Origin of the sequence: Paenibacillus sp. FSL R7-277 (assembly GCF_000517965.1) — a bacterium.
In the GTDB taxonomy this organism is placed as follows: domain Bacteria; phylum Bacillota; class Bacilli; order Paenibacillales; family Paenibacillaceae; genus Paenibacillus_AQ; species Paenibacillus_AQ silagei.
The window spans coordinates 140,714-164,964 of record NZ_ASPX01000037.1 but is presented as its reverse complement, the minus strand read 5'-3'; the positions used below and the strand labels follow the sequence as shown (position 1 = coordinate 164,964).

The window sequence follows — 24,251 nt, the reverse complement described above, 5'->3', positions numbered from 1 at the left end:
TATTATGTTTCGAAGTAGCTTATTTAAGAATAACGGAGCGAAGCTCGGGACAGGGATTATCCTTTTGTTCATTGGCGCCGGACTCTTTGCCCCCTGGCTCTCTCCTTCTGACCCGCTGCAGATTCACATGGAGCATAAGCTGAGTATGCCTTCCTGGGATTATCCGCTGGGTACGGATCATCTGGGGCGCTGTGTGCTATCCCGTTTAATCTATGGGACAAGAACTACGCTTTACTATTCATTTGCCGTTTTGACTGTAGTTTTTGCTATTAGCATCCCCGTTGGTTTACTGGCTGGTTACGCTGGCGGCAAAATTGATCAATTGATTATGCGGATCATCGACATCTTACTTGCTTTTCCCAGCTTAATTCTATCGCTTGCGATTACAGCCATGTTAGGCCCCAGTATGAAGAATCTGTTAATCGCTTTTGCAGCCGTCTGGTGGACAGGCTATGCCAGAGTGATCCGCAGCCTGGTGCTTCAGATCAAGGAAGGCGGATATATCGCAGCCGCCGCAGCGTCGGGCACTTCCCATTTGCAAATTGTGCTCAGGCATATCCTGCCGGTTGCGGCGCGGCCCATTCTGGTTCTGGCTTCTATGGAGACGGGTACAATTATGCTCTCGATTGCGGGCTTGTCCTTCCTTGGTCTGGGAGCCCAGCCGCCTACACCGGAATGGGGGATGATGCTGAACGACAGCCGTGCCTATATTCAGACTGAGCCGCGGCTCATGCTCTTCCCAGGAATGGCCATCCTGCTGGCAGTTCTGGGCTTCAATCTGTTGGGGGAAGGCTTGCGCCGCTCAGCGCGTGATTACGATACCCGGGAGGTGAGTGTCCGGTAAATGAACAATGAATCCACCCTGCTGAAGGTTAGTCACTTATCGACCAGCTTCCATACCGGAAGTCAGCAAGTCAGGGCTGTAGAGGATGTCAGTCTCGAAGTGAGGTCCGGGCAGATTGTTGCTCTGGTTGGCGAGAGCGGCAGCGGGAAAAGTGTTACGGCGATGTCTATTCTGGGACTGCTAGATCCTCCAGGCGTCATTGATAGCGGAGAGATATGGCTTCGCGGCCACAACCTCAGGGAGTGCTCTGCCCGCCAGCTAAGGAAGCTCCGGGGAACAGAAATGGCGGTTATTTTTCAAGATCCCATGAACGCGCTGAATCCGGTGCTTCCGGTTGGAAGGCAGATCATGGAGACGATCGCCCTGCACCGGCAAGTCACTGGGCAAGAAGCAAAGCAACTGGCTATGAAGCAGATGCAGCAAGCGGGCCTTAACGATCCGGCGCAGCTATTTAGTAAATATCCTTTTCAAATTAGCGGCGGGATGTGCCAACGGGTGATGATCGCTATCGCGCTGGCTTCCGGGGCAAGCTTACTTATTGCAGATGAACCTACAACGGCTCTGGATGTAACCATCCAGGCACAGATACTTACGGAGCTGGACCGGATCAGACGGGCGAATCATATGGGCATCCTGCTCATTACGCATGATCTCGGCGTTGTCGCCGAGCTTGCAGATTATGTATATGTGATGAAATCCGGAAGGATTGTGGAATCAGGCAACGTCTTTGACATCTTTTCACGTCCAGTGCATCCCTACACTAAATACTTAATGGATTGCAGATAACAACTATAGAATTATATGTTCTACGGGGGAGGTGGTGATCCATGAAGCTGCTGGAGGCGGTAAGCCTGAATAAGAAGTATGGAATGAAAAGGGGGTGGTTCACATCTGAAGCAAGGAGTGTACAAGCTGTGAATGATGTGTCCTTCAGCCTGGAGAGCGGAGAAACCCTGGGACTGGTGGGTGAAAGCGGCTGCGGGAAGAGTACCTTAGCCAGACTCTTGCTGGGACTGGAGAAACCGTCCTCTGGAAGAATGCTGTACCGGAGTATGGATTATACAGATTGGAGCTTCAGCGAGATGCTTCAGATCCGCAGCAGGATGCAGATGGTGTTCCAGAACAGTCTGGCTTCCTTTAATCCACTGTTCACAGTAGAGCAAATTATCGGAGAGCCTCTGCGGAACTACGGGGAGAGGAAAGCCGGCGCGCGGAGAATTCTGGTAGCTGACACGCTTGAGCTTGTTGGACTTGAGCAGAAGCACATTCATAGCTATCCGCATGAACTCAGTGGCGGCCAGCAGCAAAGGGTAGGAATTGCCAGAGCTATTGCACTGCGCCCGGAGCTGATCATCTGTGATGAACCGTTCTCCAGTCTCGATGTTACCCTGCGTAAGCAAATGATGGATCTGTTGCAGGCATTGAAGCGGGAGCTGGGATTAAGCTACGTGTTCATTACACATGACTTGTCGGTCGTTAACCGTTTTTGCGACAGTGTGGCTGTGATGGTTCAAGGGGAAATTGTGGAGAAGCAATCAGGTGAGGGGCTCATGCAGCAAGCAGACCACCCTTATACACGGAAATTGCTCTCCTCGATACCTGTGCAAGACCCCCGCTTAAGGAGAAAAGATAGAGAAAAGGAGTACAGAGAATGAGAGCCAGCTCAAAGTCAAAAACTGTATTAACAACATCACTATTCATCCTGCTTCTTGTAATAATAATGGGGATATCAGGTTGTAGTCATTCTGATAGAGCAGCCCAAACCTCTGAATCCGGGGACAAGGCAATCACTGTTGCCATAGCGGCTGATACCGGTCTTGACCGGCTGGATGCCGGGGCCTATGACGGTTCGATGAATGTACATGCGATGATATACGACGGATTAGTGGAGTATGGCGAGAAGGGCGAAATCTTGCCCTCGCTTGCGGAGTCATGGGACATCTCTGAGGATGGGAAGGGATATACCTTCCATCTTCGTCAGGGGGTCAAATTCTCAGATGGTACGGAATTTAATGCGGATGCGGTCAAGTTCTCCTTCGAACGGTGGGTTAAAGATCCGGCCAATTCGCTGAATGTAGCTACCGCCATGGAATCTCTTGAGGTCGTAGACGAGCATACGATTACTATGACATTCAACAAAGCGTATTATCCGTTCCTGACCGAGCTATCCTTTGCAAGACCGGTACGGATTATCAGCCCTACCGCAGTGGAGCCAGCAGGTGATATTAACGGTACATTCGTCCGGGCGATTGGAACCGGTCCTTGGATGGCAGAGAGCTATAAGACGGATCAGGAAGCCGTGCTGGTCAGAAATCCTAATTATTGGGGAGAGATGCCGAAGCTGTCCAGAATTATTATGAAGGTCATTCCTGATCCGCAGTCCAGGGTACTGGCGCTGCAAAGCGGGGATGTGGATATTGCCGGGGGACAAATGGGGAAGCTTCCAGTCGAAAGTGTACCCGTGATCGAAGCGGATTCCTCACTAACTCTGCAAAAATCACCAGGAACAAGCTCGCATTTCATGATTTTTAACTATAATACATCTGCTCTGCAAGACCTAAATGTCCGCAAAGCGATTAATTTGGCGATGAACAAAAAAAGCATTGTGAACGATCTTATGAATGGTATTGGACAGGAGGCCAAGGGCTTGTTCCCGCTGACCGTTCCCTATGTCACAGAGTCCAATAACACATGGTACGGCTTCGATCCCGAGGAAGCGAAGCAACTGCTGGCCACTGCCGGCTATAAGGATTCGGATGGAGATGGAATTGCCGAGAAGGACGGAAACCCGCTTGAGTTCAATTTCGTGCTGCAGCAGGCGGAATATCCGGAATGGAAGACCATCAGTGAGCTGATTCAATCGGAACTTAGGGAGATTGGCATTGACGTCAAGCTTCAGGTGCTTGAGCCGAATGCTTATTATGATGCCTTATGGACAAGCAAAGCCTACGATCTTATCTTGTACCGTACCTATGATGATGCCTATAATCCGCATTCATTCCTGTTGTCCCTGTTCCACCGAACCACTGAAGCACCTGCTGTGGTATGGTCTGATGCGGAGCTGGAAGCACAGATTGATAACGCAGTCGGAGCCATGGATATTCAAGAACGTCAGAGTGCTTATGATTCCATATTTTTAAGCATGTATCAGGATGCAATGTTTGCAGCTGTGTATTTCCCTGATGACATATTGGCTGTAAATCATAGAGTGACCGGATTCAAGCCGGGGTACACCACGTTCACCCCTGTCTTTTGGAACCAGCTGGATGTGGACAGTAAATGATAAGATACAGTACTTGCCAAGAAGGAGCGAATGATAATGAGTATACAACAAGAGGTAGAACAGTATTGGGAAGGCGAAGCAGAGCTGTATAGTGAAGGAATCCAGAAGGAACTGAACGGCTTCCAGCGGGAGGCCTGGCTGAAGCTTATCCTCGATCATGCTCCGCAGAAGGACAGCCTGCATGTTCTGGATATTGGCTGTGGTCCCGGCTTCTTCTCCGTCATTCTCTCAAGTGCCGGACATTTGGTTACGGCCATAGATTGTACAGACAATATGCTGGAAGAGGCGCGTCTGCACTCCAGCCGGGAAGGAGTCGATGTAACGTTCCGTAAGATGGACTCGCATAAGCTGGATTTTGCTGCGGAGAGCTTTGATCTCATCGTGTGCCGCAATGTCACTTGGAGTCTTGCCCATCCGCAGTCAGCCTACAAGGAGTGGGCAAGAGTACTCAAGCCCGGGGGACGGCTGCTGGTCTTCGATGCCAACTGGAACCGTCATCTATGGGATGAAGAGATGGCGCGGAAGCATGCGGAGGATCAGCAAGCCTATATAGATAGGGGCTATGGTGAGCTTCCGCATCATAAGGATATAGAAGAAACTGACCGTCTGAGTCTTGCCTTGCCGCTGACCAGAGAGTGGCGGCCGAAGTGGGATGTGCAGGCACTCACAGAGGTGGGCTTCTCTGCTGTCTATACGGAAGAGAATCTGAACGGCCAGGTGTTGGATGAGCAACAGCAGGTCTTGTACCGGTCAACGCCGGTGTTCATGATTTGCGCTGAAAAATAAGGCGGACCGGCTTGCTAAAATGTAAAATAAAAATAGCGACTCTCTTTGATGAGAGCCGCTGTTTTTGGTTTGAAGCGGCATCAGCCGATCGACACATTGTATGTCTTCAGCCACAGGTTGACCTGGGCCAGATAAGCGAATAATTGCGGGCCGGACATCAGCTGGCCGAACCACGGCAGATTGGTGGAGGACTCTGGCGATGCGGCGATTTCTCTGATTTTGGCCGGATCAATGAGCGGGAGGATGGGGGAAGAAGGATCGTCCAGAATGCTTAGCACCTGTGAGCGCACCTTGTTCAGATAGGCAGGGTTATGCGTTTTGGGGTACGGGCTTTTTTTGCGGTAGAGCACATCGTCCGGCAGTACACCCTCCAGCGCCTTGCGCAGGATGCCTTTCTCCCGGTTGCCTACCATCTTAATCTCCCATGGAATGTTAAAAACATATTGCACCAGCCGGTGGTCACAATACGGAACGCGTACCTCCAGTCCCACGCCCATGCTCATCCGGTCCTTACGGTCCAGCAGGGTCGGCATGAAGCGGGTTATGTTGAGATAGGACATCACCCGCATCTGTGCCTGTTTGCCGGTCTCGCCGTCAAGCTTCGGTACCTCAGCCACCGCATCGCTGTACCGGTCTCCTAAATATTCCAACGGACGTATCCACTCCCGGATTTCCGGCGATAATAATCCGGCACGCATATTGGGGGCCACTGACCAGGGGAAGGTACCGGAAGATAACATCTCCTCACGGTGGAACCAGGGATAGCCGCCGAAGATTTCGTCTGCTGCTTCGCCTGAGATGGCTACTGTAGCCTTCTTTTTGATCTCTTGGCAGAACAAATAGAGTGAGGAATCCACATCGGTCATCCCTGGCAAATCGCGGGAGTACAGGGCATTATCGAGAGCGGCTACCAGCTCCGGTGTGTCAAAAGCGATAAAGTGATGATTCGTGTCCAGCTCGTCGACCATCCGCTGAATCCAGGGACCGTCGGCTCCGGGCTGGAAGCTATGGCTTTTGAAATGCTTATCGTTGTCTACATAATCGACGGAGAAGGTATCGACCCGGCCCTGGCCGGTCCGCTTGTAATAATCTACGGCAAGCGCAGTCAGGGCGCTGGAATCGAGTCCGCCGGAGAGCAGCGAGCAGACCGGAACATCGGAGATCAGCTGGCGCTCCAGCGTATCCTGAAGCAATTCACGCACCCGTGCTGCCGTCGCATCCACGTTATCGGTATGCTGGACGCTCTCCAGCTTCCAGTAAGCATAGCTGCGGATTCCGCTGCGGCTGTAAATCATGGCAGACCCAGGGCGAAGCTCGAATATATCTTTGTAAACCCCTTGTCCCGGAGTCCGTGCCGGACCGATAATGAAAATCTCGGCGAGGCCCTCCGGTCCGACCTTCGGCTGGACGAGGGGATGCTGCAGCAGCGCTTTGGGCTCGGACCCGAAGACGAAGACATCATCGACTTGGCTGTAGAATAACGGCTTCACGCCCAGACGGTCGCGGGCCAGGAATACCTGATCACGTAAGCTGTCCCAGACGGCAAAGGCGAAGATGCCATTGAGCTTCTCCGTGCAATCCGGCCCCCATTCGATGTAGGCATGCAGCAGAACCTCGGTATCGCATTCCGTGAGAAAATGATGCCCGCGCTGCTTCAGCTCTTTTTTCAGCTCAGGGGCATTATATAGCTCGCCGTTATATACTATAGCGTATAACTTATCCTCATGGCGGGCAATCATCGGCTGTGCACCGTTCTCGGGATCGATGACGCTGAGTCGGCGGTGTCCGAAGGCAATAGGCCCTGAAATCCAGGTTCCGGCTGCATCCGGTCCGCGGTTGGCTAACGTTTCGGTCATTCTGACGAGCAGCTGCGAGTGCCCGGTAAGATCACCGCGCCACTGGACAAATCCGGTTATTCCGCACATGTCTGATTCATCCTCTCTTTTGTGCGATTGTTGTCTGTCCTTTCTTTTTTGCCAAGTAATACAGATATATGCCGATTGAAGGGATAAAATGTATGTCCTTATCCGAACACTAGGGGAGAGGGAAATTTGCCAGGAGGGATGATGACAAGTGTATTACATTAAAGACGCCAAAATCCGCAGAATGACTGACTATGACGGCGCGCCTTGCGCAGAGGTTGGCGTATTGCCTGGAGCTGTGGGCGATTCCGCACTGCTGGTGTATATTGTTGAGGATCAGCGTGAGGAGGGCTATGAAATTGTCCGGATTCTGACGAATGATGCGGATACGGCCACCGACTGGTTCGACAATAATCTGCATGATGCCTTCAAGGACGTTACGGTCAGCGGCTTCACCGGCAGTACGGTGATGACCCCGGAGGATGAACGCTCCAAGTTCCAGCGCGAGCTGCTGATCTTCGGCGATCTGAAGCGGCAGCTGGGCGAGCACTTCCGGCAGCTTCCCTGATTGACCATAGAGCAGGAGGCTTTCCGTGACAGCGGTTGCGGGAAGCTTCTTAACTGGAAGAGTTTGGTCTTGCTAATTCTGCTGAATCAGGTATAATGAATAACGTTGCGTTAATACATATCTCTTCAAAAGCTTCAAGTGATACAACGTTATCCTACATGTCCCGGTAGCTCAGTTGGATAGAGCATGCGCCTTCTAAGCGCACGGTCGGGGGTTCGAATCCCTTCCGGGACGTCAAAACAGCAGCCTTCCTTCGGGAGGGCTGTTTTGACGTCCGGGGATGAGAACCCTTGGCGCCAGCCGGGGACGTTGGAGCATAAGCTTCGTTAGGATTACTTCGCAATCAGCCCGAATGGGCTGTATCCCTTCCGGGACGTCAAAACAGCAGCCTTCCTTCGGGAGGGCTGTTTTGACGTCCGGAGGATGAGAACCCCCTTTTTATTTTGAGTAGGATCAACGTGGGCACTTGGGTGGACGCTCCGCGAACGGACCGTTGTTCCAATCGCTGTTGTGTCCAGATTTTATGTATTCCCCTTAGCGGTGAAAATCCGGACACAAAGGCGACCGCTATCGCTTTTACACAATCGTTCCGTCCGCTCCACTGTTTAAGCGGGGTGCAAAATACATAACAATCCAAAAAAGCTCAAAAACCATCCATTCCCAAGGAGCGATCTTAGTACGCTCAATTTAGAACGGACCAATTGACTCTAAATTTACTGAATGCGGCCCAAATGAGCGAATGAGGTGCATAAGTGCTCCTGAATTCATCAGATGTGAGCAAAATGAGCAAATGAGGGGCACAAGTGCCCCAGAATGTGCCGGAAGTCAGCGTCGAGCGGAAATGAGGGGCATTAATGCCCCTAGTGTATAAGTACACTTGAATTCTCTTGAATTCAGAGGATGCCCCCTGGAGTGGGCAGATGGAGAAGGGAGAGTAGCTGTGCAAGCTACACGGACCCGCATAGGTTCCTGCTCATTCATCCCATAGAGCAGGTATGTTCTTAAACGGATGTAGACTCAGCGCGTCTACATCCGCTCCGGCTTAGGCAGACCGAGTACGTCGAGAGCTTCACCCAGCGTATCGGTGAAGCTCCGGGTCAGCCACAGGCGGAAGGTGATGCTGGCTTCCCCGCCCTTAAGAATCGGGCAAGCCGAGTAGAAGTTACTGAACAACGACGCCAGGGAATAGGCATAGTTACAGATCGTATTCGGCGTAAGCTCCCGGCTTGCTGTATAGAGTGTGTCTTGCCACATGCTGAGCTGTCTCAGCAGGGCAAGCTCAGCCGCTTCGAGCTGCGCCGGGAACAGCGGGACCCCGCCAACTTCAGAATCGCTAGCGCCGAACTCGCCCACACCGGACTCGCTGACACCGCTCCCGCCACCCGCCGCAGCGGCCTTACTAAGCACGCGCTGCGCCCGGGCATAGGCGTACATCAGGTAGACGCCGGTGTTGCCTGAGATTTCCATTGCCTGCTTGAAGTCGAACACAATCTCGGTGCCCAGATTGAAGCGCAGCAGGTAGTAACGGATGGCAGCGGTGGCGATGAGCCGGCTGGACAGGCCGTTTTTGTCCGAACGGGTGGATTCAATCATGTCTTCCATGAGCCGGACGAGCTCGGTTACCTTAATGCCGATTCCCTGGCGCCCGGACATGGCGTAGGAGCTTTTGCCGCTGGAGGTATCAATGCCCAGACCGGCCGCAGAAGCGGGACTCAGCGAAACTACCCCATAGCTGACATGATGCAGCGCGTCTGCCTGCGCACCGAATCCCAGTGCCTGGAGCGCCTGCTTGACCATCAGCTGCGGATATTCCTGCCGGTAATCAATGACGTTCACGACCTGGTCCGCCCGTCCAAAAGGCAGAGCCTGTCCGCTCAAACCGGTCGTCCACAGTCCGCTCTGAAATTCGCTGTAGCTAAAGTCCTTCTCCAGCAGTCCGAACTTCCACAGATGATAGGCGATGTCCTTGGCGGTATAGGTCAGAATTCCGTTCGAACGAACCAGCACCTTATCCTTCTGATGCTCCTCCAGCGTGTCTGGTGTAGCATCTTCAGCGGGTTGCTTCAGAATCCAGCAGCCTGCCAGCTTGCCTTCCGTCTCCTGCACGAAGATCTCCGTCTGCGACAGCAGCTCGAACGCCGAAGCCCAGAAGCCCTCCTTCAGAATGCTGCTCTCCCACACCAGCAGATCGTAGTCAATGCCGAACCCCCGCATCTCCTCCACATGCTCTTTCACGATCTGCCCGGCGACGAGGTTGCCAATCCAGGCGGTGTTGCCGTGGCCTTCCTCCAGCGCATGAAGAATTTCGGTCCGCTTCTGCACCATCTCCGGCTGCTGCGCGTACGTTTTGTTAATCTCGGCATAGATGTCCCAGCAGTAATCTCCGAACCGCATATGCTCTCCCGCCAGCGGAACATTCAGCAGACCGGCTACGGTGTCTGCCAGCTGATTGCCGAGATCATCCACGTAGTTGTGCACCTCAACGGTATGGCCGGTCGCCCGCAGTACTCTCACCAGTGCGTCCCCGATACAAGAGTTTCTCAGGTGTCCAATGTGCATACTTTTATTCGGGTTGACCGAGGTATGCTCTACAATCACTTTCGACCCTCCCGCATGCTGGGGCAGCGTGAAATTCCCCTTCGCCCGTGCCCAGGCCTGCCAATCCAGATACATATTAATAAACCCCGGTCCAGCCACCTCGGTTCTCAGCACCAGTCCGTGAACAGAGCCCGAAGCTTCAAGCTCGGCAACGATCAGCCCGGCGATAGCCAGTGGAGCTTTGCGCAGGGGGCGGGCCAGCTGCATGGCGATATTGCTGGAATAATCCCCGTGGTCGGCACTCGCCGGCTGCTCCAGGGCAACATTTACTTCAGCGATGGCGGGCACGCCCAGGGTTAGCGCGATTTTGTGAACAGACTGCTTCAAGCTCTCTTGGATTAGCTCACTTAGCATTGGCATGAATAACAACCTCCTGAATAAAATAACGACAAAAAAAGCCTTCATCTCCTAAGAGACGAGGCTTCTGCGCTCGCGGTACCACTCTCGTTGCTAAACCTCACAGTTCAGCCACCTTACAGGTTAACGGTCCTCAGCCGGGGCTTCCTACTCTCAGGGTTCAGAAGTCCATCTCACGGGTGCGCTTCATGGTTCTAATCTGTACCGGCTTCCACTAACCCGGCTCGCTGGGGACTAGATATAAGACCATTACTCTCCCGGTCATCGATTGAATATGGATTTGTATCAGTATAGCGAATTTCTGGGAGAAAGCAAGAGCGGATTACCTTGTAGCAGGAGTTCTCCGGTTAAGAATTACACGTCACTAGGCGCCCCTGTCAGATTCTTGATGTCCGTTGAACCATAAATCAGCAACAGAATTACAATGATCAGCAGGAGTCCGCCGGCAAATCCTTCTCCGTCAAAACTGTCCATAGCCCCGTCCCTCACTCTCAATTCCGGATGTGTTCAGATGTTCTCGGCTTTCTTTTTCAAAGCGGTCATGATCTCGTTCAGCGTCAGGCTGCTGTTGTCATCGAGGAAGCTAACCAGCTTATCGACATTGTCACTACTTAGCTCGCTTAAGGTTTTATATTTGCCTACCAGACTGACGAACAGCGACGCGTCCGTATACATCTGGATAGAGTCTACTTTCAGCTTGCCGGTCAATAGAAGTGCAGCTACGGCGAATTCAAGCCCTTTAGGTGTCTGGGTTTTGGAGCTGGACGCTGTTTTTTTGGCGGCGGGCTTTTTTCCTTTTCCTGGAGGGGGCATGGGAGTCCCTTCTTCCGTTCGGCGTTCGTATGCAGAAAGCGCAGCCCATGGGCGGTCTTTCTTCCTCATTCAAGGATATGCGTGCCTGCGGTCATTGGTGAATAGGCTCAGGCCTGTGTCCACACCGTTACAGGAAAGTCCGAATATGAATATATCGTACTTTGACACTAGAACTTCAAGGGAGGACGAGACAGGATGGCGATTTTGTCAACGGGACCGATAGAGAACAATGCCGTTTCGGGAGTCAGACCTACGCAGACGGTGACGGTAAGAATAGTGAAGCGGAGTGCCCCGGGCAGCGCTACTATTAGTATTCAAGGGTATGTGCTGGGCACCACCAGAACGCTGTATGTCAGTGAGGTGATTGAGGTTGCTCCGAATCAAGTGGTAACCCGGGATTATTTTGCCGATCTGAATGCTTATGAATTTGTGTTCATCACTGGAGAAGTAGACGAAGATGAGCTCGGAATATCCGTGTGGGGCAAGACATCAACCGGCCAGCTGGTGAATGCACACCGTGTAGTGACGCATGAGAAATTAAGCTCAGACGTATAGAGGGTTAGGGTATTATTCTGGACTTGCCAGTTGTAAAATGAAACAGGGACCTTTCAGAGCTACTCGCTCTCAGAAGGTCCCTGTTTATATTGCAAATAGAGCAGAACGGGCTACAACAGGTTGTTCAACTCAGATCGAGAGGATTTCACGTATATCATGCTCGCTCAGGCTCGACAACGCCTCCTGCCCCGGCTGGATCACCTCGTCAATCAGGTTTTTCTTTTTCTGCTGCAGCTCGTACATTTTATCCTCCACCGTACCCTGGGCTACCAGGCGGATGACCTGGACGATCTTTTTCTGCCCGATCCGGTGGGCGCGGTCGGCGGCCTGCTGTTCGACCGCAGGGTTCCACCACAGGTCATAGAGAATGACCGTATCGGCGCCGGTCAGGTTGAGGCCGGTGCCGCCCGCCTTCAGCGAGATCAGGAACAGTTCACGCTCGCCTTCATTGAAGCGGCTGCATAGCTCAACCCGCTGGGAGGCCGGGGTCTGTCCATCCAGATAGAAATGCGGAATCCCGAGCAGCGCCAGCTCGCGCCCGATCATGCCGAGCATCTGCGTGAACTGCGAGAAGATCAGCATCCGCTTGCCGGAGCTCCGGCATTCGTCGATAATCTCCAGTAGCTGCTCGAATTTGCCGGAGCCTCCTGTGTACCCGTCCACGAACAGGGCGGGATGGCAGCACAGCTGGCGCAGCCGGGTCAGTCCGGCCAGCACCTTGAGCCGGCCGTTCCCGAAGCTGTCGCTGTCCAGATGCTTAAGCGCTTCTTTGCGCAATCTGGCCAGGTAGGCGACATAGAGCCGTTTCTGCTCCGGCAGCAGCTCGGAGGCCTGGAGGGACTCGATTTTGTCCGGCAGCTCCTTCAGCACATCGCTCTTCAGGCGGCGCAGCAGGAAGGGGCGGGCGCGCCTGGCGACCGTCTCCCGGGGAAGGTCATGGAACGCCTTCTTTCCGGGGAACAGTCCAGGGAAAACGACACTGAAGATCGACCACAGGTCCTCCAGTGCATTCTCCACCGGCGTACCGGTCAGCGCAAAGCGGTAGCGGGCCTGAAGCAATCTGACCGCTTGCGAAGTCTGGGTCTCATGATTCTTAATCATCTGCGCTTCATCCAGAATGAGCGTATGGAACGACTGCTTGGCATACTCATCCACATCTCTGCGCAGCAGCGGGTACGAGGTGATGATGACATCATGCCCGCCCGTATTCCGCAGGGCCCGGCTGCGTTCACCGGCGGTGCCGTCGGCAATGACCGCCTGAAGCTCCGGGGCAAAGCGCTTCAGCTCGTTAAGCCAGTTATAGAGCAGGGAGGCCGGCGCCACAATAAGCGCAGGTACGCCGCTCTGCCGGATGTCTTCCCGCATCGAGAGCAGGAAGGTGATGCTCTGCAATGTTTTGCCAAGGCCCATATCGTCCGCCAGAATCCCGCCGAAGCGGTAATGGGCCAGCGTCCTCATCCACTGGAAGCCGTACTGCTGGTAATCCCGCAGTACGGGAGCCAGACTCTCCGGCACTGGGAAGTCCAGATTTTCGGGACTCGCCATGTTGGCCAGCAGCCGCCGGAAGGAGCGTCCGGTCTCGATAGTCTGCCCCTGGAAGGTGCCTGCATGGAGATGGAGGGCACGGACCAGCGGCAAGGAGAACTCCGTACTCCGGATATCCACGCTGCGGACGCCGAGCTCGTTCATCAGCGCGATAATCTCCTGGAACTCAGCGGTATCCAGCGGGAGCAGAGCTCCGTCCTTGAGCCGGTGATATTTACGTTTTTCCTGGAGAGATTTCAGGACCGCGGTAATGTCATTCTCCGTGATGCCCTCCATGGCGAACTTGAAGTCCAGCCAGTCGGTCTTCTCGTTCCAGCTCAGGCTGACCTTGGGCGCTGCATGCTCCGTAAGCACCCGCTCCTTGACCGCAGTGGTCGCATAGACCTGAAGCAGCGGTTCCAAGAGCGGGATGGTATGGTGCAGGAAGTCGAATTCCCCGTCCTCGTCACGCATGATATATCCGCTCTCCGTCCGCGAGAAGGACTCATGGGCCATCAGGTCCAGAATCCGCCGCTCCGCTTCCCCGTCCCGCATCAGAATGACCTCGCTGCTCCGCTCATGCGCCTTCTCCTCCAGCGGATTGATGACAATTCCGCCGTACTGGAATTCCAGCCCGGCCAGCAGCCGGTCCCTTACCCGGTCCAGGTAGAGTCTGGCGTGTAGCCGGGTCTGGACGATCCGGTCCGCGATGGCGTCGGCAATGCTTACTCTGCCCAGCTTCTTCAGGCCGGGTATGACCCTGTCCATGAAGGGCTCCATCTGCTCAGGCGCAATCGCCAGGCTATCCCGCCGGCTGCTGCTGAGCATCCGCTTCAGCTCTGCGAGACGCCCGCATTCCTGCGCCGGGAGCTTCAGCAGCCTGCCTTCGGTCAAGACCAGCCCGTAGCTCTCCAGAATCGTAAGCTGCTCAAGCCCCCGGACATCCAGCCGGTAGCCTTCCTCCTGTGCCTGGTCGAACTGGAAGCTGAGCGGCAACGGCTCCTCCGAGACCGACAAGCGGTCAAGTTGAAGCTGTCCATGCTGAAGGCGTACGGCAGGCGCGGCTTCTAGCAGGGGGTACAGACTCTTCCAGAAAAAAGGGGCCACCGGCAGCAGCCGGTCATTTCCCGGATGGCTGGAGCCAGTAGCATACGGATTGTTGAGGCTGTTGTAGACCTTCTCATTCTGCATGATCTCAATCAGCTTCAGCAGGACCTCATTATCCTCCTTGGAGAAGCTGTGCAGGGCGGGATCATAGCTGAAGTGCGCTGTGAACTCAAAAGGCTCACCCCGGCGAACCTGCTCCAGAAAAGGTCTGATCTTCTGCGCGATATAGAGGCGCTTGGGGCCCAGCTTCACTTCGATTCCAAGCATCGTGCTGCTGTAGCCGAAGCTGAAGGGCCGGCAGATGAACTCGACCTGGAGCGGTGTCCGCAGGTCGATATACGTGCCGGCACCGCTTGGCAGCTGCCGCCCTCCGGTGAATATTCCGAGCATGCTGTTCACCAGCTGCCGGTCTGCGCTTCGCTCCTTGTGCTCTGCCCCGGAGAGGGGAGAGCTGCCTTGCACGAGCGGCAGACTGCCGTCCCTTGCGGGATAAATCTCCTCCGCATCTGCCTGAATATCCGCCGCCTGGTCAGCTCCGGCCGCCCGGCTGCGGTAGAGGACCGCTACCAGCGCCGCCGCAATATGCTTGCAGAAGGGGCTGCCGTGATAGTAAGCCGGGCAGGTGCATTCCCCCTGCACATCCCCGTCACTGTCGATAATCAGCGCGATCTCATGGCTCTCCAGCCCATGGACCTCAGCGCGGTATTTGGAATATTCGTCTTCCTCGTTATGCTCCGTATAGACAAGATCCACCTTATGGGCATGATAATAAGCCGCTCCCTGGTCAAAAGCAGCATTGCCGCACAGCAGCTTGATTACCCGTTCCGGCACCTGATAACCCACGTATACTCACTTCCTTTTATTGCTTCTGTCTAAGCCACCCCCACGGGGGATATCGTACTTAAAGATTATCCATTCCCGCCGATCCCGTGCAGAATGAAGCTTATCGTCTGTTCAATCTCTGCCTCGTCATTCCAGTCCTGCTCCGGCATCAGCACCAGCCTTGTCAGCAGGTATCCGGCAATTGCGGAGATGGTAAAGCGGATAATCGCAGGAGTGGGCGCATCAATTACTTCACCTTCCGCCTTGAAGTGCTCGGTAATTGCAGTGACACGCGCCAGAACCTGCTCGAAGATATTTTCGGTCAGCTGCTCCTTCAGCGCAGGCTGGAAGGGGATCTCCTGAATGAGAATTTTGACGATCTTGAGATTCCTGCGGACGAACTCCAGCCGGTTCACCATGAAGGCCTTAAGGAAGGCTTCGTAGCTCTCGAACGGCACATCCAGCACACCGCTGAAGTTGCGCAGTACGAACGGGGCGATCATCCGGCTCATGGTAGGCACAACGATGGCGAGCAGGAGATCTTTTTTGGTCCGGTAATAACGGAAGATCGTGCCTTCGGCCACGCCGGCCTTCTGGGCAATCTCACTGGTGGCGGCCGCCGAGAATCCCTTCTCTGCAAAAACATCAATTGCCGCCCGCAGAATGGACAGCTGCTTGGGCGTGACCTGCTCCTTCTCGCTGAGGTCCAGCAGCTCCTGGACCCACTGGTCTTGCTCCAGCTGCCCCTGATCGGCAGCAGGGTTATTCTCCATCAATAGAACCTCCAGACTCTTGCAGTTCCTCCTAGTGTACCATAGCCTGTTCACCCTTTACATTCTGCGGTGCTTGCGCAGAGCCAGCACATTCAGCAGCATGAACAGCAGGGAGAAGCCGATCAGCATGAACACATCCCCGGCGATATCACTCCAGCCTCTGCCGCGTACCATGATATCCATCAGTGCCTGTGAACCGTAGTACATGGGAGTGGCAAGTCCAATGCGCTGGAGCCAGAGCGGCAGGGTATCCAGCGGGAATAATCCGCTCAGGAAGATCTGCGGCACAATGACCAGGGGGATGAACTGGATCATCTGCAGCTCGTTGGCGGCGAACGCTGAGAGCAGGGTGCCGAGCGTCAGCGCCGACATCGACAGCAGCAGCGTCATCAGCAGCACGTAGCCGAAGCTGCCCGTCATCATAATCCCCAGCACCTGGATGGAGAACCAGGAGATCAGCAGGGCCTGGAAGACGGTGAAGATGCCGAAGCCGCACACATATCCGGTGACGATCTCCCAGCGCTTCAGCGGGGTGGAGAGCAGACGCTCCAGTGTGCCCGTGGTCCGTTCGCGCAGGAAGGAGACACCGGCAATCAGGAAGACAAAGAAGAACACGAACACCCCGATCATAATCGGGCCGAAGCGGTCGATCGTCTTCATATCCTCCGCGCCGTAGAGGTAGCTGATCTGCGGCTGGAGCTGCCCGCCGCCCGGAGCTTGCGGCCGGAGGCTCTGCGCAGCTTCCTGCAATGCCATGATCACAGCACGGTTAGCCGCCGGATTGCTGCCTTCAAGGACAACAGCGGGAGCGTCTCCCTTCATTGTAAGGAGAGCATCGATGGCTCCCGCCTTCAGGGCGGCTTGCCCGGATGCTTCATCAGCATAGCTGGTAACCTCAGCCTGCTCGGCTTCCAGCGCTGAACTGAACACTGCCGCACCCCCCGAGACGCCGATCCTAGGCTCATAAGCTTCGCTGCCGAACACCAGGCTCATCAGGCTAAGCACCAGCAGGGGAGCGATGAACATCAGCGCCATGGTTCTCCGGTCATGGATGAACTGCTGCAGAATTCTCAGGGTAATAGCCCGGATTCTCATCGGCGTACACCTCCATAGCAGAGGAAGGCTTCCTCAATGCTGGCGGTGCCGGTGGCCTGAAGCAGTCCGGCCGGGGTATCAGCCGCCAGCAACACGCCGTCCCGGATCATCGCCAGCCGGTCACATTTCTCCGCCTCATCCATCACATGTGTGGTCAGCACAATCGTCGTTCCTTTGCGGTTCAGCGCCTTCAGCTCCTTCCAGATAGACTGGCGCAGCACCGGATCGATGCCAACGGTCGGTTCATCCAGCAGCAGCAGCGGCGGCTCGTGCAGCAGGGCAATCGCCAGGGACAGCCGGCGCTTCATGCCGCCGGAATATTGGTCCACCCGCTTCCGCAGATGCTCCTGCAGATTCACCAGCTCCATCACATCCCCGATCCGCCGTGTGCGGTTGCCACCCTTCAAGCCATACAGAGCAGCGAAGAACTCCAGATTCTCCTTGGCGCTAAGCTCCGTATACAAGGCATCCGACTGGGCCATATATCCGATCTGCTGGAGCATGGCAAGCTTCGGCATCCGCACCCCCAGCACGGTGACCTCACCGGAGGTTACCTCGTCTATGCCAGTAAGCAGCTTGACCAGCGTGGTTTTGCCGGAGCCGGATGGCCCCAGAATCCCGAAGGTCTCTGCCTGATTCACCTGAAGCGTAATATCCTTCAACACTGTTTTATCACCAAAAGCCCGGTTCACATGAGTAACCGCAATGACAGGCTTCCCCTCATCCATACCAATCTCCTCCATTCGCCATAATAATGAGTGAGCGCTCACTCATTATACTAATGATTCCCTGCTCAAAAGTAAATAAAATTGTAACGATTATCCGTTACTCCTGCTCTTGATCCGGGTAATAAAAGGGACATCCTATGGTTACCGGCATCCTGAAACCCAATTCACTAAAGGCGGTGGAATTATGGCAGGACATAAGCTGCTCCTTCCTCTGGCAGCTCTGCTGGCTGCGGCTGGACTTAGCGGCTGCGGCGATGCAGACAAGTCCGGCAGTGGCGGACGGTTTCATACCTTGGCAGACGAGAAGACGGAGGCAAGGCAATATTTGCCGGAGGATCTGCCGATTCCCGAAGGGGCAGGCATTACTTTTACCCAAGGTGAACAGTCAGAGGGGAAGAAATCCTCCATGCTGGTCTATCAGACGAAGGAGAGTATGGCCGCTCTTGGAACTACATATCAGAAGTATGTAAGAGAGAAGGAGCTGGAACTCGGGACAGAGATTGTCGACAGCCATAACCTGCTGATTACCGGCAAAGTGAACGGCTCTTATTCGTATTCTATTATTGGCAGTGCCTCGGAATCAGAGCGCGGCGGGAACGAGATTATCGTGACGTGGATTGGGAATTAACACAGGATTTACAATAGGCCGGTCCGGGAGGGTTCCCGGGCGGGTCTTGTTTGGTTTGGGCTTGTAATTATTTTTACAGTTAATATTTCCATAACATTCCTGCGCAACAGAATTGACACTCGTAGACGAAAATAACATTAGCAGTTACCTATAGGAAAAGGGTGAATCTAATTGAAGAATAGTAAATGGATCGGCGCGGCTCTGGCTTCTGCACTTCTCGTAACAGGGGGAGCTGTTAGTGTTCTGGCCACAAGCAGCCAAGTAAGTGCCGCAGCTGTGAACACAGCAGCCGTAGAGGGCAGCATGTCCTGGAGCATCAACGGTACGCCGGTTACACTCAGCACAATTAACAGCGGCGGATACAAGCTCTATTCATTAAGCCAGGTAGCCGCAGAGCTGGGAGCAGGACTTGTGCACGGCAGCAGCGGAATCCAGCTGAATGACAGCAAAGGTCTACATAGTGTGCAGCTCCAGCCTGGCGTGAAAAGCTATCAGGTGGATGGCGAAGCCCTGGAATTCACAGTGGCCCCGGTTGTACGTAACGGCAAAACGTATGTGGAGCTGACGAAGCTGGTTACGGCGCTTGGCGGTGAGCTTGCGGCCGATGCCCACACGATTCTGAGCTTTGCCCGGCCCGCCGGTTCATTTGATACCCTTCACTGGAGCGCTGACGGCAGCCTGATTGCGAATAGAAGCGACGCGGAATCCACCCTGCTCTATAAATTCACCCAGACTCCAGGCAACTATGATCTGTTCTCTTCCAGCGAAGGCGCGGTGGATTTCGCAGTCTCCGCCGACCAGCAGTGGGGCGCATTCAGCGATGAGACTGGCCAGCTGAAGCTGATCAACCTGTCCACCGGCTTAATCAGTCCGCTCGGCAAGGACACCAGCGTGAAGACAGATATCGTGTGGTCCAGTGACGGCAAGACGCTCTATTTCGTCCAGGGCGACAAGCAGGAGAAGCTGGCACAGATTTCAGTAGAGACCGGAGAGATCAAGGCTCTGCTTGAAGATAAAGTGGAGAACAAATCGGAGCTTCGCATATCGGCAGACGGCAAAAGTGCAGTATACATCGTCAACATCACCGGTACCGCGAAGAATGATGCCGACAGCACAGAAGATTCACTTACCGTAGACTTCAGCAAGGCTGGAGAACAGCTCTATAAGCTGGATCTTACGACCAAAGGTGCTAAGCCGGCAGCCTTGACTACTACGCCTGACAACAAGCTGTATCCTGAGATTCTGGCTGGCGGCAGCGTGACCTACCTGAGTGCAGATGCAGACGGCAATGCTGCTAACACGTTGAAGCTGATCACAGCAGACGGTAAAAGCACAGATGTCGCCCTCGGTGCAGAAGCGAACTGGTCCATAGGGGTTAGCACGGGCCTCGTTGTCTCCGGGACTACAGCGGACGGCAACACGGTAATTTACTCTATTGCAGGCAGTGCAGCTCCGGTTGAACTGTACCGGACAGCTGAAGATGTATCGGAAGTGGCGGTATCGGCAGACGGCAGCAAGCTGGCGATTATCAGCGACGGCAAGGTACTGGTCATTCAGAACGGCAAAGCGCTGCAATTGTCAGTCTCACCGGAAGCTGCTAATTAATTACAACATTTATCGGCGCACACCGCCGGGAGGAGAATTCAGACATGAAGATGTTCAAAAAATTCACAGTTACAGCACTTACCGCGGTGATCGCGGTTACCGCATCCTTTGCAGGGGCAGCCGCAGCAGCGGACAGCCTCAAGGGTAAAATCACCGTTAACGGTTCTACGGCCCTGCTTCCGCTGACGCTGCAGGCCGCTAAGGAATTCCAGAAGCTTCACCCTAAAGTAAAGATCGCCGCTTCCGGCAAGGGCTCCGTGACTGGACCGCAGGCCGTGAAGAAGGGGATTGCCGATATCGGAGCCTGCGACTGGGATGCCAGCATTGATGTTCCGGGCTTCAAGGCCTTTGACGGACAGGTGGCGAATAAGGTCGCTGTGATTCCTTTTGCAACCATCGTTAATAAGAATGTCGGAGTAGACAACCTGACTACAGAGCAGCTCAAAGGCATCTACGCCGGTAAAATCACCAACTGGAAAGAGGTCGGCGGATCGGATGCGAATATCGTAGTGATCACTCGTGCCTTTGGCTCCGGTACGCGCGTTAACTATCAGGCCAAAGCGCTGGGCGGCGGAGACATCGTGAAGAAAGAGAAGAACTACAAGGAAACCGGCTCCAGCGGCGACATGAAAACAGCTGTAGGTACAACGCCTAACGCTATCGGTTACATCGACCTTGTCTATGTAACGGGCGGCGATATCAAGGCTGTGAAGTTCAACGGTGTGGAAGCTAACACGGATAACGTAATCAACGGCTCGTACAAGATCTGGGCTTACGGCTACTACATGACGAAGGGCCAGCCGACCGGCGCGACCAAAGAATTCATCGAATATGTACAGAGCAAGAAGTTCCAGCAGGGCTCGCTTAAGAAGCTTAAGTTCATTCCAATCTCTGCGATGCAATCCTAAGATCGCTCAAGACAAGCAAGCATAATAGATTGATAGGTAACAGCGGCCAGCTCCGGGATATACGGGGTTGGCCTCTTACAGGAGGGAAAGTATGGGGGCACCGGTTCATAGCCTGAGCGCTAAGGCACAGACAAGCCTAGAGGAAGTTAAACGTAACACCAAGCGGCACCGCAGACATCTGCTGGGCAACAGCATCTCCCGTTATTATTTCTTATTCAGCATCCTTGCGCTCTGTCTTGTGCTGGGACTAGTTATTGTATTCATCGGCAAAACGGCGCTGCTGCTCTTCACCCGCATCTCCCCGCAGGACTTCTTCTTCTCGTTCAACTGGACGCCGGAAGAGGATGCCTTCGGCGCCGCCGCCTTCATCGTAAATACATTATCGCTTACCGCGCTGACGCTGGTCATTGCCGTGCCCATCTCGGTCGGGATGGCTGTGCTCTGTGCGGAGATTGCCCCGAATTGGCTGAAGAGCTTCATCCGTCCGGTGCTTGATCTGCTGGTCGGTATTCCTTCTATTGTATACGGCTATCTGGGCTTGACCGTGCTGCTGCCCTTCCTGCGCAGAGTCAGCGGAGAAGGTCTCGGGGACGGACTGCTTGCCGCCGCACTCGTGCTGGCATTGATGGTGCTGCCGACCATCTGCCGGATCAGCGATGATGCGATTGTCTCTGTTCCGCGCAAATACCGTGATGCCGCCTATGCGCTAGGCTCAACCCGCCTGCAGGTCATTATGCGCGTCGTTCTGCCCGCGGCCAGCCGGGGCATTATCTCGGCGGTCATTCTTGGCATGACCCGCGCAGTCGGGGAGACCATGGCGGTTGTGATGGTCATCGGCAATACGCCGCAGCTGGCGAAAAGCCTGTTCGCACCCACCTCGGTGCTGACCAGTAATATCGTGATGCAGATCTCCAACGTGGAGTTCGACTCCACTTGGAACTATTCCTTGCACATGATGGCCTTCCTGCTGCTGCTGATCTCGTTTGTACTCATTCTGATTATCCGGCTCCTGGGCCGCAAACGGAGGGATGCCTGATGAACGGATTCACGCGCACACGCCATACGGCCAGAGCCCAGCGGCGTAATAAACTGGCGACCATCGGCTTCTATACGCTGGGCGTTCTGGTCATGCTGCTGATCTTCTGGCTGCTGTTCACCATTCTAAGCAAAGGTTTGCCTTCGCTCAGACCCGATTTCCTGCTCAAGCAGCCGGAGGAGATCGATCCCGGCGGCGGGATTGGTCCCGTCCTGTTCAACTCCTTCTATATCCTGTTCATCTCGCTCCTGATCTCCGTTCCGATCGGGATCGGGGCAGGGATCTATATGGCGGAGTACGCGCCGGATAATGCCTTCACGGGTGCGCTGCGCATCTGCGTGGAATCCCTGTCCTCGGTGCCGTCCATCGTGTTCGGCCTCCTGGGCCTGGCGATCTTCGCCGAGTACTTCGGTGTTGGCTTAACGATCCTCGGCGGGGGCGTCAGCCTGGCGCTGCTGAATCTGCCGATGCTGGCCCGCGTCACGGAGGAAGCAGTGCGAGCGGTCCCCGGCGAGATCCGTGAAGCCGGCTACGCCCTCGGCATGACGAAGTTCCATGTCATCCGCAAGGTCGTCGTGCCGGTAGCCCTTCCGGCCATCGTCACAGGCGTCTGCCTGGTGGCCGGCCGCGCCTTCGGGGAGTCGGCGGTCATTATCCTGACCGCCGGGCTCAGCACCTCCGGCGAGATGTGGGACTTCAACCTCTTCTCACCGGGCGAGACGCTGGCTGTGCATCTGTGGTACGTGCAGTCTGAGGCCATCGTCGAGGATGCGCGGCAAATCGCGGATAAGTCTGCCGCTGTGCTGGTCTTTGTCGTGCTGCTGATCAACTTTATGTTCCGCTTCCCGCTGTGGCTGGGCAACCGCCGCCGGGGACGCTGAGAGGGATGCGGATGCGCGGATTCACGCTATCGCTATAACCCTGTAAGAACAGGCTGCTCTGCTATGGAAGTTTCATGGCGGGCAGCCTGTTTGCTGTGAAGGGGTTGGAGCTTCTGAGTGCTCCGGGAAGCGCTGAAACTCACCTCTAAATTTCCTGTTTCCCGGCCCTGATATGGTATAATTCGACTATAAAATACGTGCAGGCTGGACTAGCCTGTGCCCATGATAAGGACAAGGAGGCAGAACGCTGTGAGTACGCAGAAGAAGAGTCGCCGTAAGCCGAACCGGAAGCAGACGACCGAGTATCCCTTGAATACACCGCTGCCAAGGCCGGAGCTGCTAGCCATTCTGCAGGCAGCCGATGAGATTATCGCCGCCGGGAGGCGTACGCTTTTGGCCGAGATCCTGAAGGGCTCGAAGGAGAAGAAGCTGCTTGAACTCGGCTTGGATCACACTCCTGCCTATGGCTTCTTCCGCGAACTGACGATGGAGCAGATCATGGAGAAGGTGGATGTCCTCATCGAAGCCGGGTACCTGAAGACCGAGCTGTCCGGGAAGCTTCCCTTGATCGAGTTCACCGTCTACGGCTGGACCGTCCGGCGGGAGCGGGCGACGGAGGAGCTGCTGCGGGAGTGGGAGAACTGGCTGGACCAAGGGATCACGCCGGTCAGTATGGAGTATCTGAAGGACCGGAACCGGGGGATGATTCTGATGTTCCTGTTCAAAATCCTGTGTTCCGGTGACCGGAAATACATCCCTTTTTTACAGCAATGGCAGCCCATAGAGTTCAGGAAGGTACAGGCTGAGATCAGGCAGGTAATAGCAGACCTGAATGAGCGCGAACGGCTGGTGGAGATGGAGTGGCATGAGCTGCTGCGGGAACGTGCGCAATCACTGATTGTACGTTCGCGCGATCCAGTGCTGCTGCAGTGTGCGGAATGCGGCTATCCGTATGTATTCGATCACCTTGATTTTAGCTGCTACCGGGCAGATGGCATTTACTTTCCGGAGAAGTGTCCCGATTGCCTGCATCAGGAGGAGTCCTTACATGAATAGGCTTGAACTGCGAACGAAGGTACGCCATGTGGTCAATGAAATCGTTTCGGAGAAGGGTTTCGTAAGTCCCCTGGATGTATTCTTGAGGATCGGGAAAATCACTTCTAAGCTCGTAGAAGAGTGGCGCTTCGGAAGAGTGCCATATTTGGAACGTGTACTTCAGGGCAATCTGTCTCAATTCAGCTTTATCATGTCGCTGCTTCGCGAGAACGCGCGAGAGCTTCATTTGAAGCCGTCTTACACCGCCTATATGAGGTGGGGCAAAGGCCCAAAGCGACCGCTCCGCTTTTCAAAGTCCGGAGATCCCAATGTTGAGAAACATTACGCTACTCATTATGTGCCGGCTAAGCAGGAGGTACCTCGAAATCCATCGTTGACTAGTTGGAATATGCAGCCGAAGGGTGAGTAAGCAACATAATAAG

21 protein-coding genes, 1 tRNA gene and 1 other annotated feature are annotated in these 24,251 nt (G+C 54.7%); of the genes, 15 read left to right on the top strand and 7 right to left on the bottom strand.

Annotation, left to right across the window (positions count from 1 at the left end; genetic code table 11):
• The first annotated feature begins 4 nt into the window (after positions 1-4).
• From nikC to C173_RS14930, 5 genes are all read left to right on the top strand, one after another.
• Positions 5-844, top strand: coding sequence for a nickel transporter permease (gene nikC / locus C173_RS14950; RefSeq protein WP_036726054.1), 840 nt, complete (start codon positions 5-7; stop codon positions 842-844).
• Positions 845-1,630: an ABC transporter ATP-binding protein gene (locus tag C173_RS14945; protein WP_051478063.1), complete on the top strand. Its 786-nt coding sequence runs from the start codon at positions 845-847 to the stop codon at positions 1,628-1,630. It abuts the gene before it with no gap.
• Between the two features lie 41 nt (positions 1,631-1,671).
• Positions 1,672-2,499 (top strand): ATP-binding cassette domain-containing protein, encoded by an 828-nt coding sequence (locus C173_RS14940; protein WP_036726053.1) that lies wholly within the window; start codon positions 1,672-1,674, stop codon positions 2,497-2,499.
• A 65-nt stretch (positions 2,500-2,564) separates the two neighbouring features.
• Entirely contained in the window at positions 2,565-4,127 is a 1,563-nt protein-coding gene (locus tag C173_RS14935; RefSeq protein ID WP_235191897.1) for a nickel ABC transporter substrate-binding protein, read from the top strand.
• A gap of 36 nt (positions 4,128-4,163) precedes the next feature.
• Positions 4,164-4,913, top strand: coding sequence for a class I SAM-dependent methyltransferase (locus tag C173_RS14930; protein ID WP_036726050.1), 750 nt, complete (start codon positions 4,164-4,166; stop codon positions 4,911-4,913).
• A gap of 80 nt (positions 4,914-4,993) precedes the next feature.
• Here C173_RS14930 and asnB read toward each other — a convergent pair whose 3' ends face one another.
• Positions 4,994-6,838 carry an asparagine synthase (glutamine-hydrolyzing) gene (gene asnB, locus C173_RS14925; RefSeq protein ID WP_036726048.1) on the bottom strand — a complete coding sequence of 615 codons (1,845 nt, stop codon included), beginning with the start codon at positions 6,836-6,838 and terminating at the stop codon, positions 4,994-4,996.
• 148 nt (positions 6,839-6,986) lie between these two features.
• On the opposite strand from asnB, the gene C173_RS14920 reads away from it, so the two are divergent.
• Positions 6,987-7,343 carry a hypothetical protein gene (locus tag C173_RS14920; RefSeq protein WP_036726047.1) on the top strand — a complete coding sequence of 119 codons (357 nt, stop codon included), beginning with the start codon at positions 6,987-6,989 and terminating at the stop codon, positions 7,341-7,343.
• A gap of 160 nt (positions 7,344-7,503) precedes the next feature.
• Positions 7,504-7,577 (top strand) — tRNA-Arg (locus tag C173_RS14915).
• Between the two features lie 792 nt (positions 7,578-8,369).
• On the opposite strand, the gene C173_RS14910 is transcribed toward C173_RS14915, so the two are convergent.
• Both C173_RS14910 and C173_RS14905 read right to left on the bottom strand, forming a co-directional pair.
• Complete coding sequence (locus C173_RS14910; RefSeq protein WP_036726101.1) at positions 8,370-10,295, bottom strand: arginine--tRNA ligase; 1,926 nt, start codon at positions 10,293-10,295, stop codon at positions 8,370-8,372.
• Between the two features lie 54 nt (positions 10,296-10,349).
• Positions 10,350-10,572, bottom strand: a binding site (T-box leader).
• A gap of 233 nt (positions 10,573-10,805) precedes the next feature.
• Positions 10,806-11,111, bottom strand: coding sequence for a hypothetical protein (locus C173_RS14905; protein ID WP_036726046.1), 306 nt, complete (start codon positions 11,109-11,111; stop codon positions 10,806-10,808).
• Between the two features lie 195 nt (positions 11,112-11,306).
• On the opposite strand from C173_RS14905, the gene C173_RS14900 reads away from it, so the two are divergent.
• The gene (locus C173_RS14900; RefSeq protein WP_036726044.1) at positions 11,307-11,666 is read left to right on the top strand and encodes a hypothetical protein; all 360 of its coding nucleotides are present in this window, start codon (positions 11,307-11,309) and stop codon (positions 11,664-11,666) included.
• 129 nt (positions 11,667-11,795) lie between these two features.
• On the opposite strand, the gene C173_RS14895 is transcribed toward C173_RS14900, so the two are convergent.
• From C173_RS14895 to C173_RS14880, 4 genes are all read right to left on the bottom strand, one after another.
• Positions 11,796-15,140 carry a DEAD/DEAH box helicase gene (locus C173_RS14895; protein ID WP_036726043.1) on the bottom strand — a complete coding sequence of 1,115 codons (3,345 nt, stop codon included), beginning with the start codon at positions 15,138-15,140 and terminating at the stop codon, positions 11,796-11,798.
• A 65-nt stretch (positions 15,141-15,205) separates the two neighbouring features.
• The gene (locus tag C173_RS14890) at positions 15,206-15,892 is read right to left on the bottom strand and encodes a TetR/AcrR family transcriptional regulator (protein ID WP_051478062.1); all 687 of its coding nucleotides are present in this window, start codon (positions 15,890-15,892) and stop codon (positions 15,206-15,208) included.
• A 57-nt stretch (positions 15,893-15,949) separates the two neighbouring features.
• A complete protein-coding gene (locus tag C173_RS14885; RefSeq protein WP_036726042.1) occupies positions 15,950-16,987 on the bottom strand; it encodes an ABC transporter permease in 1,038 nt (345 codons plus the stop codon).
• The gene (locus C173_RS14880; RefSeq protein ID WP_036726041.1) at positions 16,984-17,715 is read right to left on the bottom strand and encodes an ABC transporter ATP-binding protein; all 732 of its coding nucleotides are present in this window, start codon (positions 17,713-17,715) and stop codon (positions 16,984-16,986) included. The genes C173_RS14885 and C173_RS14880 overlap by 4 nt, the downstream gene beginning before the upstream one ends.
• Positions 17,716-17,899: 184 nt before the next feature.
• Here C173_RS14880 and C173_RS14875 point away from each other — a divergent pair, with 184 nt between their 5' ends.
• The 7 genes from C173_RS14875 (at position 17,900) to C173_RS14845 (ending at position 24,238) form a co-directional block, all read left to right on the top strand.
• Positions 17,900-18,343 carry a hypothetical protein gene (locus C173_RS14875; RefSeq protein WP_036726039.1) on the top strand — a complete coding sequence of 148 codons (444 nt, stop codon included), beginning with the start codon at positions 17,900-17,902 and terminating at the stop codon, positions 18,341-18,343.
• Positions 18,344-18,514: 171 nt separating this feature from the next.
• Positions 18,515-19,948, top strand: coding sequence for a stalk domain-containing protein (locus tag C173_RS14870; protein WP_036726037.1), 1,434 nt, complete (start codon positions 18,515-18,517; stop codon positions 19,946-19,948).
• A 44-nt stretch (positions 19,949-19,992) separates the two neighbouring features.
• Positions 19,993-20,856 carry a phosphate ABC transporter substrate-binding protein gene (locus C173_RS14865; protein ID WP_036726036.1) on the top strand — a complete coding sequence of 288 codons (864 nt, stop codon included), beginning with the start codon at positions 19,993-19,995 and terminating at the stop codon, positions 20,854-20,856.
• Between the two features lie 91 nt (positions 20,857-20,947).
• Complete coding sequence (gene pstC, locus C173_RS14860; protein WP_036726035.1) at positions 20,948-21,892, top strand: phosphate ABC transporter permease subunit PstC; 945 nt, start codon at positions 20,948-20,950, stop codon at positions 21,890-21,892.
• A complete protein-coding gene (gene pstA, locus C173_RS14855; RefSeq protein ID WP_036726033.1) occupies positions 21,892-22,773 on the top strand; it encodes a phosphate ABC transporter permease PstA in 882 nt (293 codons plus the stop codon). The genes pstC and pstA overlap by 1 nt, the downstream gene beginning before the upstream one ends.
• A 249-nt stretch (positions 22,774-23,022) precedes the next feature.
• Positions 23,023-23,829 (top strand): RQC-minor-1 family DNA-binding protein, encoded by an 807-nt coding sequence (locus C173_RS14850; RefSeq protein WP_051478061.1) that lies wholly within the window; start codon positions 23,023-23,025, stop codon positions 23,827-23,829.
• Entirely contained in the window at positions 23,822-24,238 is a 417-nt protein-coding gene (locus tag C173_RS14845) for a hypothetical protein (RefSeq protein WP_063830915.1), read from the top strand. Before C173_RS14850 ends, C173_RS14845 begins: the two co-directional genes overlap by 8 nt.
• Positions 24,239-24,251: the final 13 nt, after the last annotated feature.

Coding starts and splice junctions, on each gene's coding strand:
- nikC (WP_036726054.1), top strand. CDS start 5: ATGTTTCGAAGTAGCTTATTTAAGAATAACGGAGCGAAGCTCGGGACA.
- C173_RS14945 (WP_051478063.1), top strand. CDS start 845: ATGAACAATGAATCCACCCTGCTGAAGGTTAGTCACTTATCGACCAGC.
- C173_RS14940 (WP_036726053.1), top strand. CDS start 1,672: ATGAAGCTGCTGGAGGCGGTAAGCCTGAATAAGAAGTATGGAATGAAA.
- C173_RS14935 (WP_235191897.1), top strand. CDS start 2,565: ATGGGGATATCAGGTTGTAGTCATTCTGATAGAGCAGCCCAAACCTCT.
- C173_RS14930 (WP_036726050.1), top strand. CDS start 4,164: ATGAGTATACAACAAGAGGTAGAACAGTATTGGGAAGGCGAAGCAGAG.
- asnB (WP_036726048.1), bottom strand. CDS start 6,838: ATGTGCGGAATAACCGGATTTGTCCAGTGGCGCGGTGATCTTACCGGG.
- C173_RS14910 (WP_036726101.1), bottom strand. CDS start 10,295: ATGCTAAGTGAGCTAATCCAAGAGAGCTTGAAGCAGTCTGTTCACAAA.
- C173_RS14905 (WP_036726046.1), bottom strand. CDS start 11,111: ATGCCCCCTCCAGGAAAAGGAAAAAAGCCCGCCGCCAAAAAAACAGCG.
- C173_RS14900 (WP_036726044.1), top strand. CDS start 11,307: ATGGCGATTTTGTCAACGGGACCGATAGAGAACAATGCCGTTTCGGGA.
- C173_RS14890 (WP_051478062.1), bottom strand. CDS start 15,892: ATGGAGAATAACCCTGCTGCCGATCAGGGGCAGCTGGAGCAAGACCAG.
- C173_RS14885 (WP_036726042.1), bottom strand. CDS start 16,987: ATGAGAATCCGGGCTATTACCCTGAGAATTCTGCAGCAGTTCATCCAT.
- C173_RS14880 (WP_036726041.1), bottom strand. CDS start 17,715: ATGGATGAGGGGAAGCCTGTCATTGCGGTTACTCATGTGAACCGGGCT.
- C173_RS14875 (WP_036726039.1), top strand. CDS start 17,900: ATGGCAGGACATAAGCTGCTCCTTCCTCTGGCAGCTCTGCTGGCTGCG.
- C173_RS14865 (WP_036726036.1), top strand. CDS start 19,993: ATGAAGATGTTCAAAAAATTCACAGTTACAGCACTTACCGCGGTGATC.
- pstC (WP_036726035.1), top strand. CDS start 20,948: ATGGGGGCACCGGTTCATAGCCTGAGCGCTAAGGCACAGACAAGCCTA.
- pstA (WP_036726033.1), top strand. CDS start 21,892: ATGAACGGATTCACGCGCACACGCCATACGGCCAGAGCCCAGCGGCGT.
- C173_RS14845 (WP_063830915.1), top strand. CDS start 23,822: ATGAATAGGCTTGAACTGCGAACGAAGGTACGCCATGTGGTCAATGAA.